General features: G+C 66.7%; 16 protein-coding genes. 9 read left to right on the forward strand and 7 right to left on the reverse strand.

Annotated elements, in window-relative coordinates:
- Window positions 1-25: 25 nt before the first annotated feature.
- From Q9Q95_RS02445 to Q9Q95_RS02460, 4 genes are all read right to left on the reverse strand, one after another.
- Window positions 26-967 (reverse strand): 50S ribosomal protein L11 methyltransferase, encoded by a 942-nt coding sequence (locus Q9Q95_RS02445; RefSeq protein ID WP_306093470.1) that lies wholly within the window; start codon window positions 965-967, stop codon window positions 26-28.
- Window positions 957-1,655 carry an SDR family NAD(P)-dependent oxidoreductase gene (locus Q9Q95_RS02450; protein WP_306093471.1) on the reverse strand — a complete coding sequence of 233 codons (699 nt, stop codon included), beginning with the start codon at window positions 1,653-1,655 and terminating at the stop codon, window positions 957-959. The genes Q9Q95_RS02445 and Q9Q95_RS02450 overlap by 11 nt, the downstream gene beginning before the upstream one ends.
- 171 nt (window positions 1,656-1,826) lie before the next feature.
- Entirely contained in the window at window positions 1,827-3,191 is a 1,365-nt protein-coding gene (locus Q9Q95_RS02455) for a methyl-accepting chemotaxis protein (RefSeq protein ID WP_306093472.1), read from the reverse strand.
- A gap of 11 nt (window positions 3,192-3,202) precedes the next feature.
- Entirely contained in the window at window positions 3,203-4,528 is a 1,326-nt protein-coding gene (locus Q9Q95_RS02460) for a methyl-accepting chemotaxis protein (RefSeq protein WP_306093643.1), read from the reverse strand.
- Window positions 4,529-4,733: 205 nt separating this feature from the next.
- Between Q9Q95_RS02460 and sdhC the strand changes: the two genes are divergently transcribed.
- The 4 genes from sdhC to Q9Q95_RS02480 are packed head-to-tail and all read left to right on the forward strand — an operon-like array spanning window position 4,734 to window position 7,720.
- On the forward strand, window positions 4,734-5,156 hold the full coding sequence (gene sdhC / locus Q9Q95_RS02465; protein WP_306093473.1) for a succinate dehydrogenase, cytochrome b556 subunit: 423 nt from the start codon (window positions 4,734-4,736) through the stop codon (window positions 5,154-5,156).
- Window positions 5,149-5,538 carry a succinate dehydrogenase, hydrophobic membrane anchor protein gene (gene sdhD / locus Q9Q95_RS02470; protein ID WP_306093474.1) on the forward strand — a complete coding sequence of 130 codons (390 nt, stop codon included), beginning with the start codon at window positions 5,149-5,151 and terminating at the stop codon, window positions 5,536-5,538. Before sdhC ends, sdhD begins: the two co-directional genes overlap by 8 nt.
- Entirely contained in the window at window positions 5,538-7,340 is a 1,803-nt protein-coding gene (gene sdhA / locus Q9Q95_RS02475; protein WP_306093475.1) for a succinate dehydrogenase flavoprotein subunit, read from the forward strand. Before sdhD ends, sdhA begins: the two co-directional genes overlap by 1 nt.
- A 26-nt stretch (window positions 7,341-7,366) precedes the next feature.
- Window positions 7,367-7,720, forward strand: coding sequence for a hypothetical protein (locus Q9Q95_RS02480; RefSeq protein ID WP_306093476.1), 354 nt, complete (start codon window positions 7,367-7,369; stop codon window positions 7,718-7,720).
- Window positions 7,721-7,760: 40 nt separating this feature from the next.
- On the opposite strand, the gene Q9Q95_RS02485 is transcribed toward Q9Q95_RS02480, so the two are convergent.
- Both Q9Q95_RS02485 and Q9Q95_RS02490 read right to left on the reverse strand, forming a co-directional pair.
- Complete coding sequence (locus Q9Q95_RS02485) at window positions 7,761-8,081, reverse strand: type II toxin-antitoxin system PemK/MazF family toxin (RefSeq protein ID WP_306093477.1); 321 nt, start codon at window positions 8,079-8,081, stop codon at window positions 7,761-7,763.
- On the reverse strand, window positions 8,075-8,326 hold the full coding sequence (locus Q9Q95_RS02490; protein ID WP_306093478.1) for a hypothetical protein: 252 nt from the start codon (window positions 8,324-8,326) through the stop codon (window positions 8,075-8,077). Before Q9Q95_RS02490 ends, Q9Q95_RS02485 begins: the two co-directional genes overlap by 7 nt.
- Window positions 8,327-8,462: 136 nt before the next feature.
- Between Q9Q95_RS02490 and Q9Q95_RS02495 the strand changes: the two genes are divergently transcribed.
- Together Q9Q95_RS02495 and Q9Q95_RS02500 are read left to right on the forward strand one after the other, a co-directional pair.
- Window positions 8,463-9,434 carry a C13 family peptidase gene (locus Q9Q95_RS02495; protein WP_306093479.1) on the forward strand — a complete coding sequence of 324 codons (972 nt, stop codon included), beginning with the start codon at window positions 8,463-8,465 and terminating at the stop codon, window positions 9,432-9,434.
- A 38-nt stretch (window positions 9,435-9,472) separates the two neighbouring features.
- On the forward strand, window positions 9,473-10,048 hold the full coding sequence (locus tag Q9Q95_RS02500; RefSeq protein ID WP_306093480.1) for an ATP-dependent Clp protease proteolytic subunit: 576 nt from the start codon (window positions 9,473-9,475) through the stop codon (window positions 10,046-10,048).
- Window positions 10,049-10,175: 127 nt separating this feature from the next.
- Here Q9Q95_RS02500 and Q9Q95_RS02505 read toward each other — a convergent pair whose 3' ends face one another.
- Entirely contained in the window at window positions 10,176-10,919 is a 744-nt protein-coding gene (locus Q9Q95_RS02505; RefSeq protein WP_306093481.1) for an SDR family NAD(P)-dependent oxidoreductase, read from the reverse strand.
- A gap of 139 nt (window positions 10,920-11,058) precedes the next feature.
- Between Q9Q95_RS02505 and Q9Q95_RS02510 the strand changes: the two genes are divergently transcribed.
- The 3 genes from Q9Q95_RS02510 (at window position 11,059) to Q9Q95_RS02520 (ending at window position 12,667) form a co-directional block, all read left to right on the forward strand.
- On the forward strand, window positions 11,059-11,352 hold the full coding sequence (locus Q9Q95_RS02510) for a helix-turn-helix transcriptional regulator (RefSeq protein WP_306093482.1): 294 nt from the start codon (window positions 11,059-11,061) through the stop codon (window positions 11,350-11,352).
- An 83-nt stretch (window positions 11,353-11,435) separates the two neighbouring features.
- The gene (locus tag Q9Q95_RS02515; protein WP_306093483.1) at window positions 11,436-12,218 is read left to right on the forward strand and encodes a succinate dehydrogenase iron-sulfur subunit; all 783 of its coding nucleotides are present in this window, start codon (window positions 11,436-11,438) and stop codon (window positions 12,216-12,218) included.
- Window positions 12,215-12,667: a PaaI family thioesterase gene (locus Q9Q95_RS02520; protein ID WP_306093484.1), complete on the forward strand. Its 453-nt coding sequence runs from the start codon at window positions 12,215-12,217 to the stop codon at window positions 12,665-12,667. The genes Q9Q95_RS02515 and Q9Q95_RS02520 overlap by 4 nt, the downstream gene beginning before the upstream one ends.
- Window positions 12,668-12,780 lie beyond the last annotated feature (113 nt).

Consider the following 12,780-nt stretch of genomic DNA (forward strand, 5'->3'; position numbering starts at 1 on the left):
CCTGCTTTCGCAGGAGCACTATAGGCTAAATATCCAGCGCCCAGCCGTCCCGGCCCTTGGGGTCGGGCGGCGAGGCGGGCACGTAGCGGGTCTCGCCGGCGGTCAGCCGCAGGATCGTCCAGTCGCCGCGACGATCGACTTCCGCCAATGCGCATCCGCAATCCGCAAACGCCGCCACCACTTGCTCGCGCTGCGTTTCCAGCAGCCCCGCCAGCACGATCGTCGCGCCCGCATCGGCGATCGCGGCAAGCTCGGGCGCCATCGAGACCAAAGGCCCGGCAAGGATGTTGGCGATCACCAGATCATAGGGCGCCAGCGCGGCGATCGCATCGCTGAGCGCACCGTCGGCGACAATCAGCTCAAGTCCCTCGATATGATTGTCGGCGGCGTTGATACGGGTCACGTCGATCGCGGCGGGATCGATGTCGGTGGCGGCGATCTTCGCGTCAGGCCAGAGATGCGCCGCGGCGAAGGCGAGCAGCCCGGTGCCTGTCCCCACGTCGATCACGCTGGCGAATTCGCGCGCCGCCATCGAATCGAGCATCCGCAGGCATCCCGAGGTCGTCGCGTGATGCCCGGTGCCGAAGGCGCGGCCGGCGTCGATCAGGAACGCCCGGCCGCCCTCGGGCGCTTCGATCGGGTGCGCGCTGGTATGGACGACGAAGCGTCCCTCATGGATCGGCTCGAGCCCTGCCTGGCTCATCTTCACCCAGTCCTCGGCGGTCAGCGCCTCGATCGCCGGCGCGACGCCCGCCGCGCTGGGCGCAAGCGCGCGCAATGCATCGAGCATCGCCGCATCGGGCTCGTGCTCCATATAGGCGTCGAGCCGCCAGCGCTCCTTGTCGTCCTCGACCTCCTCGGTGGTCATCAGCACCGCGTCGAGCGCGAACGCGCCGGCATCGATCGCCTCGGCTTCGGCGCGGGTACACGGCAAGGTCACTTTCCAGCTGTCGATCTCAACGGACATAGCTGGCCCCGTTGATGTCGAGCACCGCGCCGGTCATCGAAGGCGGTGCCTCCAGCGCGCAGAAGCGGGCGAGCTTCGCGACCTCCTCGGGATCGGCGACCCGGCCGAGCGGAATGTCGGCGAGCAATTTGTCGCCGCCGCGACTCGCCAGATAGTCCTCGGCCATGCCGGTCATGGTGAAGCCCGGGCAGATCGCGAAGGCGAGGATACCCTGGCCGGCATAGCCGCGGGCAATGCTCTTGGTCATGCCGACCATCCCGGCCTTGGACGCGGCATAATGCCAGTGCGCCGGGCTGTCGCCGCGATACGCCGCGCGGCTGGCGATGTTGACGATCCGGCCGGGATGTCCCGCAGCCTGCCAGTGGCGCACCGCGAGACGGCACAATTCGGCCGATGCGGTCAGATTGACCCGCATCGTCTTCTCCCAGCCATGGACCCAATCGTCGTGATCGAGGTCGAGCGGCGTGGCTTCGAAGATGCCGGCATTGTTGATCAACACGTCGACCCGCCCGTCGAGCGCGTCGAGCGCCTTGTCCCACAGCGCGTGCGGCGCGGCGGGATCGGTGAAGTCGGCGGGAATGCCGCTGCGCGTGCCCTGTCCGACGAGGCGGAGGCCTTCGCCCGAGAGCGATTCGGCAATGGCGGCACCGATCCCGCGGCTGGCGCCGGTGAGAAGGATATTGGTCATCGGGCGGCACTAGCCGGTGCGGCGAAGTCCGTCACCCTCGGTCATGCGCTCCCCTCCCGCTTGCGAGAAAGGTCGGGGGAGGGGCCGACGGGGAGGCTAACTCACGCACGCCAGGCCCTCCCCTAGCCCCTCTCGCAAGCGGGAAGGGAACAGGATAGGAGGAGAACAGATTCAGGCGGCGACCGAATTCGAGAAGGTCTCCGCCGCGGCGCGCAGCTGGCCGAGCCGGTCGTCGACTTCGGCGACGTCGTGCTGGAGCGTGTCGATCTCGCTGGTCACCGTCTTGGTATCCTCGCGGATCGCGCCGATCGTCGCCGACATGGAATCGGCGGCGAGCGCGGTCTCGTCGACCGCGGCGGTGATCGCCGTCACGGTCTGCGCCTGGACCTCCATCGCGGTGCGGATGCGGTTGGCGCTTTCCTGGACTTCGTTGACCGTCTCGCGGATCGACGCGTTGGTCTCGACCGTCGATCTGGTCGCCGACTGGATCGAGGCGATCTTGGCGGCGATGTCGTCGGTCGCGCGTGCGGTCTGGCTGGCGAGGCTCTTCACTTCCTGCGCGACCACCGCGAAGCCGCGGCCGGCATCGCCGGCGCGCGCCGCCTCGATCGTCGCGTTGAGCGCGAGCAGATTGGTCTGGCCGGCGATGTCGCGGATCAGCCCGAGGATCGATTCGATCGACTTGGCGTGATCGGAGAGCATCTCCGACATGCCGACCGCAGCGCCGGCCTGGCCCGAGGCGCGCGTCGCGATATCGGCGGCAGCCTCGACTTCCATCCGGGCATCCTCGATCGCGCGGATCAGGCCCGCGGCGGTCTGCGCCGCCTCGCGCATCGCCACGGCCGATTGCTCGGCGGCGGCGGCGACTTCGCTGGCCTTGCCGAGCATCCCGCGCGCCGAGCTCGATGCGCCCTGCGCCTGGATGCGGATGCGGTTGCCGAGCGCGGTCGCGCCTTCGATCGATTCGCTGATGCTCGCCCGGAAGCGCGCCGAGCTGTCGCGCCGCTCCTCGCTGACATGGGCCGCATCGGTCGCGCCGAGATGGCCCGCCATCAGATCGGCCTCGGCCATTGCGAGCCGCTGGACCACGTCGCAGAACCGGCCGAGTCGATCGGCGTCGCTGATCTTCTCGCGCAGCACCGCCATCGTCGCGCTGTGCGCATAAGCGAAGGAGGCGAGCACGGCGGGCAATGGCACGCCGCCGGCATAGGTCTGCGCGGCATAGCCGCACGCCATCTCGACCCATTCTTCGGTGAAGGGCGCGCCGAATTTCAGCCGCGCATAACGCGCGCCGAGCTGGACCTGCTCCTCGAAAGCCCGTGCGTCCTCGAACGCGGCGCGCATCGGCGCGCTCGCCGGCATGACGAGAAAATGCTTCCAGAAAGCCCGTGCGATATCCTCGTGATGCCCTTCGAGCAGCTGGCTGATCTCCGCGCAGGCGGGCAATACCGCCTCGTCCCAATCATAGACCCGCCGATGCTCCTCGACCGAGCGGGTGCCCCCGCTCCAACGTCCCGGTTCGCGCCGTCCCACCATGTGCGTCTCTCCTAGGCCGCGACTTTCGATACGAAGTCGCTGGCGCTGCCTTTCAGGGTGCCGAGCTGGCTATCGAGAGCGGCGAAGCCCTGACCCACCCGGTCGATTTCGGAAGCCACGGTCTCGGTGTCCTCGCGGATCGCGCCGATCGTCGCCGACATGGAATCGGCGGCGAGCGCGGTCTCGTCGACCGCGGCGGTGATCGCAGTCACGGTCTGGGCCTGGACTTCCATCGCGGTGCGGATGCGGTTGGCGCTTTCCTGCACCTCGCTCACGGTCTCGCGGATCGAGGCGTTGGTCTCGACCGTGCTGCGCGTCGCCGACTGGATCGAGGCGATCTTGGCGGCGATGTCGTCGGTCGCGCGTGCGGTCTGGTTGGCGAGGCTCTTCACTTCCTGCGCGACCACCGCGAAGCCGCGGCCGGCATCGCCGGCGCGCGCCGCCTCGATCGTCGCGTTGAGCGCGAGCAGATTGGTCTGGCCGGCAATGTCGCGGATCAATCCGAGGATCGATTCGATCGACTTGGCGTGATCGGAGAGCATCTCCGACATGCCGACCGCGGCGCCGGCCTGGCCCGAGGCGCGCGTCGCGATTTCGGCCGCGGCCTCGACTTCCATCCGGGCATCCTCGATCGCGCGGATCAGGCCCGCGGCGGTCTGCGCCGCCTCGCGCATCGCCACGGCCGATTGCTCGGCGGCGGCGGCGACTTCGCTGGCCTTGCCGAGCATCCCGCGCGCCGATGCCGAAGTATGCACCGCCTGGACGCGGAGCTGATCGCCCTCGCGCGACGCGCTCTCGACGGTCATCCCGATCGAGTCGCGGAATTCGGCGGCGAGCCGGTCGCGCGCGGTCTGCGCGCTGTGCTCGCGATACATGTTGTAGAGCTCGACGGTGATGTCGCCCTCGAGCGCGGAGAGACGCATCAGCGTATCGATCAGCCCGACGAGGCGGGCATCGTCCGATGCGAGCCGGCGCGTCAGCACCTGCAATGCGGCGCGGTCGCTGGCGCTGATCATCGACAGCAAGGCCATTGGCGGCACATCCGAATCATAGGCCGCGGCGACCGAGCGCTCGATCGATTCGATCCACGCGCTGCCCTGGGTGTCGAGGAAGCGGTTCTTGAGGAAGATCACGCCGACATCGATCATCTTGGCGGTGTCGTCGGTCGCCCAGCTGCGCTCGTCGGCGAAGCAGCGCAGCCATTGCTGCCAATATGCCTCGGACACCGCATGGATCTCGGGCTCGAGCGCTTCCCAGGCCTCGCGGCTCGAACGCACCAGCGATCCCTCGACGTCGAACACGCGCAGCCGTGCGCGAATGTCGATCCGGGCGCTCATCGTGCCGGGTGCCGGCAGGTCCTTGGTCGAAGCCACAGTAAACAGGTCCCCTTGGAGCGGCCGCGGAAACGCTTGGCCGCTATCCCCTCCGCTATGCCGCGGGAGTGGTTAAGAGCGGGTTAGGACCCCGCCAGATCTGCGCATCCGACTTGCATCCGTTGCATCGGGGACTAAGGAAGCGGCGTCGACCCGAAAGGAATGCCATTTGGCCAACGTCCGCAACTCCGCGCGACCGCTCTCGCCGCACCTCTCGATCTGGAAATGGGGCCCCTCGATGGCGGTCTCGATCGTCCATCGCGCCACCGGTTCGGGCATGGCGACCGTGGGCACGATCCTGTTCGTCTGGTGGCTGAGCGCACTGGCTTCGGGGCCGGCCGCCTATGGCGCGTTCGTCGACCTGTTCACGCTGCAATCGGGCGCGCTCAACATCGCCGGCTATGTGTTCGGGATCGGGCTGACCTTGTCGTTCTTCCAGCACATGGCATCGGGCGTGCGGCACCTGTTCCTCGATGCCGGTGCCAATTTCGAGCTCGGCGCCAACAAGCGCACCGCATTGGCGACCTTCGTCGTAGCGATCGTCCTGACCGCGGGTTTCTGGGCATTCCTGCTGGAGAAGAGCAATGGGTAACGGCACCGAACTCGGCCGCGTCCGTGGTCTCGGCTCGGCGCATGAGGGCGCTCATGGCTGGTGGCACCACAAGATCAGCGCGGGATCGAATCTCGCGCTCGTCCTGTGGTTCATGCTCTCGATCGCGCTGCTGCCGGCTTACGACTATGCCACGATCAGCGCATGGCTGGCCCAGCCCCTCGCCGCAGTGCCGCTGATCCTGCTGGTGTTCAGCGTCTTCTATCACTTCCACCACGGCCTGACCGTAGTGATCGAGGATTATCAGCACGATCACACCCGCTTCGTGCTGCTGCTCCTGCTCAAATATTTCACGATCGCGACCGCCACGCTGGCGATCTTCTCGATCCTCAAGATCGCCTTCACTGCCGGAGCGACGCTCTGATGCCTGCTGCCTACAAGATCATCGATCACACCTATGACGCCGTCGTCGTCGGCGCCGGCGGTTCGGGGCTGCGCGCGACGATGGGCTGCGCCGAGGCGGGCCTGAAGACCGCGTGCATCACCAAGGTATTCCCGACGCGCAGCCACACCGTCGCCGCGCAGGGCGGCATCGCCGCGAGCCTCGGCAACAACAGCCCCGATCACTGGTCGTGGCACATGTTCGACACGGTCAAGGGATCGGACTGGCTCGGCGACCAGGACGCGATCGAGTATATGGTCCGCGAGGCGCCCGCCGCGGTCTACGAGCTCGAACATGCCGGCGTGCCGTTCAGCCGCAACGAAAACGGCACGATCTACCAGCGCCCGTTCGGCGGCCATATGCAGAATATGGGCGAAGGCCCGCCCGTGCAGCGCACCTGCGCCGCCGCCGACCGCACCGGCCATGCGATGCTCCACGCGCTCTACCAGCAGAGCCTGAAGTACGACGCCGACTTCTACGTCGAATATTTCGCGCTCGACCTGATCATGGAAGACGGCAAGTGCCGCGGCGTGATCGCGCTCTGCATGGAAGACGGCAGCATCCACCGCTTCCGCAGCCACGCCGTGGTCCTTGCCACCGGCGGCGGCGGACGCGTCTACCAGTCGGCGACCTCGGCGCACACCTGCACCGGCGACGGCAACGGCATGGCGCTGCGCGCGGGCATCGCGCTCCAGGACATGGAGTTCGTCCAGTTCCACCCGACCGGCATCTACGGCGCGGGCGTGCTGATCACCGAGGGTGCGCGCGGCGAGGGTGGCTACCTCACCAACTCCGAGGGCGAGCGCTTCATGGAGCGCTATGCCCCGAGCGCGAAGGACCTCGCCAGCCGCGACGTCGTCGCGCGCTCGATGGCGATGGAGATCCGCGAGGGCCGCGGCGTCGGCAAGGAGAAGGATCACATCTTCCTTCACCTCAACCATATCGACCCGAAGATCCTGCACGAGCGTCTGCCAGGCATCACCGAGACCGGCAAGATCTTCGCCGGCGTCGACCTGACCCGACAGCCGCTGCCGGTGGTCCCGACCGTGCACTATAACATGGGCGGCATCCCTACCAATTATCACGGCGAGGTCGTCCGCAACAAGGACGGCAATCCGGACAGCGTCGTCCCCGGCCTGTTCGCGGTCGGCGAGGCGGCCTGCGTCTCGGTCCACGGCGCCAATCGCCTAGGCTCGAATTCGCTGATCGACCTCGTCGTGTTCGGCCGCGCCACCGGCCTTCGCCTGAAGGAGATCATCAAGCCCGGCACCGCGCACGCGGCGTTGCCCGCGGGTTCGGAGGAGCTTTCGCTCACCCGGCTCGACCATTTCCGCAACGCGAGCGGCGCGCGCCCGACCGCCGATGTGCGCCGCGAGATGCAGAAGACGATGCAGCGCCACTGCGCCGTGTTTCGCGACAGCGCTTTGCTCGCCGAGGGCGTCACTCATATGGACGAGGTCTATAAGAGCTTCCAGGATGTCGGCATCCAGGATCGCTCGCTGATCTGGAACACCGATCTGGTCGAGACGCTCGAGCTCGACAATCTGATCGGTCAGGCAGTGGTGACGATCCAGTGCGCCGCCAACCGCAAGGAAAGCCGCGGCGCACACATGCACGAGGACTTCCCCAACCGCGACGACGCGAACTGGATGAAGCACACCGTCGCCACCTTCGAGGGCTGGGGCGGCAAACAGGGCGGCGTCGCGATCGACTATCGCCCGGTGCACGATTACACGCTCACCGACGAGATCGAGTATATCAAGCCGAAGAAGCGGGTGTATTAAAAGGCCTCTATCGGGGAGAGGCATCGATGGCATTGGGGGCAATTCTGACGGCAGCGCAGGCTGTCGCGCAGAATGAAACGGCGCAGCAATGGGCTATAGCCGCTGCGCGTCGATTAGGCGGCGGCATCTACGGCAAGATTTTCGGCGCCGAAACGCAAGCACCGGAGGTTGCTGGACCAGCGGCGCCAGATCCGGTGGCAGCACTGCACGAGAAGATCGACGCGTTGAGTCTGGCGAGCGTTACGCGTGAGGAAATGGCGCAGGCCTTTACGGTACTTCAGGCGGGCTTTGCTCTGCGTCAGCAGCGCTTGATCTGGGCGACATCCGCACTTGGGCTGTTGCAGGTCGTCATGCTTCTGGTCGTCCTCATCCGAACCTAGAGGGCCGAAGTGGTGGTTTGCGTTGCCGCGTCCCCTGGTCTCAGGGAGCGAACATCTCGCCCAGGACGTCGAGCACCAACCGCATCGTCGCGGCATCCAGCCTGCCCATTCGCTTCACCAGCCTGGCCCGGTCGATCGTACGCACCTGATCGGGCAGGATCAGACCCTGCTTCTTCTGGAAGGTCATGGCGACCCGAAACGGCGCGGGCCGGCTGCCCGTTGTCATCGGTGCGACGATCGCCGTGCGCAGGTGCGCGTTCATCTCGTCCGGCGAAACCACCACGCAGAGCCGCGCCTTCTGAATCTCCCTGCCGACCGTCGGGTCAAGCGCCGCGAGCCAGATCTCGCCTCGCTTCACCATGTCAGGTCTGCGTCGCTCTCATTGGCGAAGCCGCGCCATTCGTCCGCCGCGTCCTCGCTCGCGAGCCGCTCCGCGGCAACCGCCCAATCCGCTCGCCGAGGCGTCACGACGGGCGTGGCAATCAGCCTGCCGTCCTCGACGCGTAACTCCATCGTGGCGCCGGTGGTGACCCCGATCTCGTCCAGCAATACGCGCGGCACGATCAAGCCAGTCGAATTGCCCATTTTCCGAAGCGACGTTTGCATGCGCAAATCCTTTCGGTACGGATTTAGGGCCCCGTCACCGTAAGCACAATGTTATAACATTCGTACCTGAGGTAAAGACCGCCTTGACCTTGCGCCGGACCCTAGCGAGATTGGCCAAAGTATAGGGGGCAGGCGTATGCGTTTTGCGTTCCAAACATGGTTTGCCGCCGGCGCGATGATGTCGCTCGGGGCCGCGCCCGCGCCGGCCCAACTGACCCAGGCCTCCCACACCAAGGAATGGCCCCAGATCCTCGGCGGCGCGAGCCAGTCCGAAATGGCCGCGGCGCTGGCGCTCGGGCCGCAGCTCGAGCGTGGGCGGCCGGCACAATGGCTGCTCGCCGACCGGCGCAAGCTGGCCCGCGCGCTCGACGCGCTCCAGCCGCAACGCGCCGGGTTGGTCGATGCCTATGTCGTGTCGATCGCGCTCGACAGCGATCCGGTGTTCGGCCGCGAAGCCCGCGAGACCGCCAGGGTGCTTTCGCGCCGCTACGACGCGGCCGGCCGCACGCTCCTGCTCGCGCGCAACGGCGACGCGCCCGCCGGCAGTCTCGAAGCGCTTTCCCTCGCCCTCGCGCGCGTCGCCGAGTTGATGGACAAGAAGCAGGACGTACTCGTCCTCTACGTCACCAGTCACGGCGCCAAGATCGGCATCGCCTATCATGACGGCGACGAAGGCTATGGCATCCTCTCGCCCGATCGCCTCGCCGGGATCCTCGACGAGCTCGGCATCCGCAACCGGCTGCTGATCCTCTCGGCCTGCTATTCGGGGGTGTTCGTGCCGTTGCTGTCGAACCACGAGACCGCGCTGTTCACTGCCGCTTCGTCGGACCGCACCTCGTTCGGCTGTCGTGCCGAGAACGACTGGACCTTTTTCGGCGACGCGCTGATCAACCATGCGCTCCGGAAGCCCCAGCCGCTCGACGATGCGATGATCGAGGCCCGCGAACTGATCAGCGACTGGGAGACATCGAACCGCCTGCCCTCCTCCAATCCACAGGTGACCGTCGGCGAAGGCGTCGAGGCGTGGCTCCGCCCGCTCGAGGCGCGCATGCCCAGGACCGCCACGCCGCGCGTCGGCGCGCCGGCGACCGACGCGCTCAAACCCTGACCACGGAACCGCGGCGCGCGACAGCGGTTGCGCAGGCGATGACCGACACAGAGAACCGCGCCACCCGCTACCCGCTGCTCAGCCAACCGCACATCGCCCTGCAAGGCACGGTCGATCACGACATGTATGCGCGTTTCCGCCAGCAACTCGCCGATGCCCCGGCCGAGGGGCCGCTGGTGATCGCGATCTCGACTTTGGGCGGCGATCCCGAGGTCGCGCGGCTGATGGGCGACGAACTCCGGCTGTTGCGCGACTATACCGGTCGCGAAACGCTGTTCCTCGGCAAGGTCGCGGTCTATTCGGCCGGCGCCACTTTCATGGCGACCTTCCCGGTCGACCGGCGCTTCCTTACCCGCGGCACGCGGATCATGATCCACGAGCGCCAGATGACGGCGTCGGTGGATCTGTCCGGACCGCTCAAGATGCAGGTCGCCAATCTCAAGGCCAAATTGCACGAGATCGAGGAATCGGTCCGCATCGAGGAAGAGGGATTCCGCGACATCATCGCCGGCTCGCACGTCACCTTCGAGGAAGTCCAGAAGCGCGCGTCTTCGAACTGGTATATCGAGGCCGAGGAGGCGCGCGACCTCGGCCTCGTGCTCGATCTGATCTAGAGAATCCTCCGCCCAGGGGGGAGGTGGCGCCGAAGGCGACGGCGGGGGCGGAATCACTACCTCGGTGATTCCGCCCCCTCCGCCGGGCTGCACCAACACCTCCCCCTGGCGGGGAGGATCGATGGCGCTAGACGAAGATGCCGCCGCCGACGTCGATGGTCGCGCCGGTGATGTACGACGCGTCGTCGCTCGCGAGGAACGAGGCGACGCCGGCGATCTCTTCGGGCCGGCCATAGCGCTTGAGCACGGTCAGCGCCCGGATCTGATCGGCGAATTCGCCGTCGTCGGGGTTCATGTCGGTGCCGACCGGCCCGGGCTGGATCGCATTCACCAGAATGCCGCGCGGCGCCAGATCGTGCGCCCAGGCCTTGGCGAACATCGACGCCGCGGCCTTGCTCGCGCCGTACACGCTGTTTCCGGCGAAGCCGGCCGTGAAGCCGCTCACCGAGCTGACGAGGATCACGCGCGCGCCGTCGCTCAGATGCGGCAGCGCCGCGACCGTTCCCGCCAGCACCCCTTCGACATTGACGCCGAAGACGCGGCGATAGCTTTCGAGCGATTCCTCGCTGAGCGGCGCCAGTTCCGCGACGCCGGCATTGTGGACGAGGATGTCGATCCCGCCCAGCGCCGCCGCCGCTTCGTCGACCGCCGCCTTGACCGCGACAGGATCGGCGGCGTCGGCCTGGATCGCCTTGCCCTTCACGCCTTCGGCCTCGACCGCGGCGATGGTCGCATTGGCGCCGTCATGATTGCCGGCAAAAGTGATGACGACATCGGCGCCGTCGGCGGCGAGCCGCTTGGCGATCGCCGCGCCGATCCCACGCGATCCGCCGGTCACCAGTGCGCGCTTGCCTGCGAGTTTCTTCGACATGTTCAAATCTCCGGTCCCCAGCCGATCGCTTCGCCGGCTGCCGGGACGAAGCGAAACTTGGGGAACGACAAAGATAGTTCAATATTCCCGAACTATGGAAACGACAAAGTGTTTCTATATCGGGGGCATGGATCGCTTGGTGCACCCCGACCTGAAGGATGTGAGCCTGGCGGCGGCGCTGCACGCGCTCGCCGACCCGGTGCGGCTCGACATCGTCGCCAAGCTGGTCGAATGCCCGTGCCTCAATGCCAGCACGGCCTGCGCGCAGGGAACGCCCAAGAGCACGATCTCCAACCATCTCAACGTGCTCCGCGCCGCGGGGCTAATCGAGACCTCGGTCGAAGGCCGCGAGCGGATCAATCGGCTGCGGTGCGTGGATTTCAACGCGCGCTTTCCGGGCCTGCTCGAATCGGTGCTCGCCAACAAAGCCTGACCCTCGCGCATCCTACGGGGTTGCGCTGCGATTGCGAAAGGCATAGCCCGCGCAGCGAACACGTGTCTCGAGGACTCTCAGGAATGGCCGACTTCCGCCTGCCCAAGAACAGCCGCATCACCAGGGGCAAGGATCACAAGGCCGACGCGTCCGCCACGCGGGTCAAGAAGTTCAAGATCTACCGCTATGATCCCGACAGCGGCGAGAACCCGCGCTACGATAATTTCGAAGTCGATCTCGACGCCTGCGGCCCGATGGTCCTCGACGCGCTGATCAAGATCAAGTCCGAGCAGGACAGCTCGCTGACCTTCCGCCGCTCGTGCCGCGAAGGCATTTGCGGGTCGTGCTCGATGAACATGGACGGCCGCAACGGCCTCGCCTGCACCACCGCGATCGAGGACATCAAGGGCGACATCCGCATCACGCCCTTGCCGCACATGGACGTGATCAAGGACCTCGTCCCCGATTTCACGCATTTCTATGCGCAATACAGCTCGATCAAGCCGTGGCTGCAGACGGTCAGCACCACTCCCTCGGGCAAGGAGCGCCTCCAGAGCCCCGAGCAGCGCGACAAGCTCGACGGCCTGTACGAATGCATCCTGTGCGCCTGCTGCTCGACCTCGTGCCCGAGCTATTGGTGGAACAGCGACAAGTTCCTCGGCCCGGCGATCCTGCTGCAGGCCTATCGCTGGCTCGCCGACAGCCGCGACGAGATGACCGGCGAGCGGCTCGACCAGCTCGAGGATCCGTTCCGCCTCTATCGCTGCCACACGATCATGAATTGCGCGAACGTCTGTCCGAAGGGCCTCAATCCGGCGAAGGCGATCGCCGAGATCAAGAAGATGGAAGCCGAGCGGGCGCTTTGAGCGAATTCGTCGAGACGTATTTCCGTTACGACGATGATCCCGATCTGCCCGGCTGGAAACGCTGGCAGATCCTCGACTCTGGCCGCTTCAACAGCTTCATCGGCGCGCTGTCGGTCCGGCTCGACGGCAAGGTCGCGCGGGTGCGCACGACCTTCGCCCACCAGCATTCGAACCTGCGCGATCATGTCCACGGCGGCGCGCTCGCCGGTTTCATCGACATGGCATTGTTCGCCGCGGGGCGTAGCTTCGGGGTGCTCAGCGGCCCGGCCTCGACATTGGACATGTCGATTCAGTTCATCACCGGCGGCGCGATCGGGGTGGCGACCGAGGCGCATATCGAGCTGCTCCGCGAGACCGGCCGGCTGCTGTTCCTGCGCGGCGTGGTGGTCCAGCAAGACGTGATGGTCGCCAGCTTCCTCGGCACGATCCGCAAGCCGAGCGCCAGATGACATACCCCTCCCTTCCGTCGCCCTCACGAAAGCGGGGGGCCATCTCCGAAAGGCGCGGTGGAATAGGTCCGGTGCGCTCCGAGATAGGTCCCCGCTTTCGCGGGGATGACGAG

The sequence above is a fragment of the Sphingomonas sp. DG1-23 genome, assembly GCF_030730875.1.
Lineage (GTDB): Bacteria > Pseudomonadota > Alphaproteobacteria > Sphingomonadales > Sphingomonadaceae > Sphingomonas.

What these genes read in the sequence shown, in the direction of transcription:
- Q9Q95_RS02445 (WP_306093470.1), bottom strand. Translation starts at nt 967, where the DNA reads ATGTCCGTTGAGATCGACAGCTGGAAAGTGACCTTGCCGTGTACCCGC.
- Q9Q95_RS02450 (WP_306093471.1), bottom strand. Translation starts at nt 1,655, where the DNA reads ATGACCAATATCCTTCTCACCGGCGCCAGCCGCGGGATCGGTGCCGCC.
- Q9Q95_RS02455 (WP_306093472.1), bottom strand. Translation starts at nt 3,191, where the DNA reads ATGGTGGGACGGCGCGAACCGGGACGTTGGAGCGGGGGCACCCGCTCG.
- Q9Q95_RS02460 (WP_306093643.1), bottom strand. Translation starts at nt 4,528, where the DNA reads ATGAGCGCCCGGATCGACATTCGCGCACGGCTGCGCGTGTTCGACGTC.
- sdhD (WP_306093474.1), top strand. Translation starts at nt 5,149, where the DNA reads ATGGGTAACGGCACCGAACTCGGCCGCGTCCGTGGTCTCGGCTCGGCG.
- sdhA (WP_306093475.1), top strand. Translation starts at nt 5,538, where the DNA reads ATGCCTGCTGCCTACAAGATCATCGATCACACCTATGACGCCGTCGTC.
- Q9Q95_RS02480 (WP_306093476.1), top strand. Translation starts at nt 7,367, where the DNA reads ATGGCATTGGGGGCAATTCTGACGGCAGCGCAGGCTGTCGCGCAGAAT.
- Q9Q95_RS02485 (WP_306093477.1), bottom strand. Translation starts at nt 8,081, where the DNA reads ATGGTGAAGCGAGGCGAGATCTGGCTCGCGGCGCTTGACCCGACGGTC.
- Q9Q95_RS02490 (WP_306093478.1), bottom strand. Translation starts at nt 8,326, where the DNA reads ATGCAAACGTCGCTTCGGAAAATGGGCAATTCGACTGGCTTGATCGTG.
- Q9Q95_RS02495 (WP_306093479.1), top strand. Translation starts at nt 8,463, where the DNA reads ATGCGTTTTGCGTTCCAAACATGGTTTGCCGCCGGCGCGATGATGTCG.
- Q9Q95_RS02500 (WP_306093480.1), top strand. Translation starts at nt 9,473, where the DNA reads ATGACCGACACAGAGAACCGCGCCACCCGCTACCCGCTGCTCAGCCAA.
- Q9Q95_RS02505 (WP_306093481.1), bottom strand. Translation starts at nt 10,919, where the DNA reads ATGTCGAAGAAACTCGCAGGCAAGCGCGCACTGGTGACCGGCGGATCG.
- Q9Q95_RS02515 (WP_306093483.1), top strand. Translation starts at nt 11,436, where the DNA reads ATGGCCGACTTCCGCCTGCCCAAGAACAGCCGCATCACCAGGGGCAAG.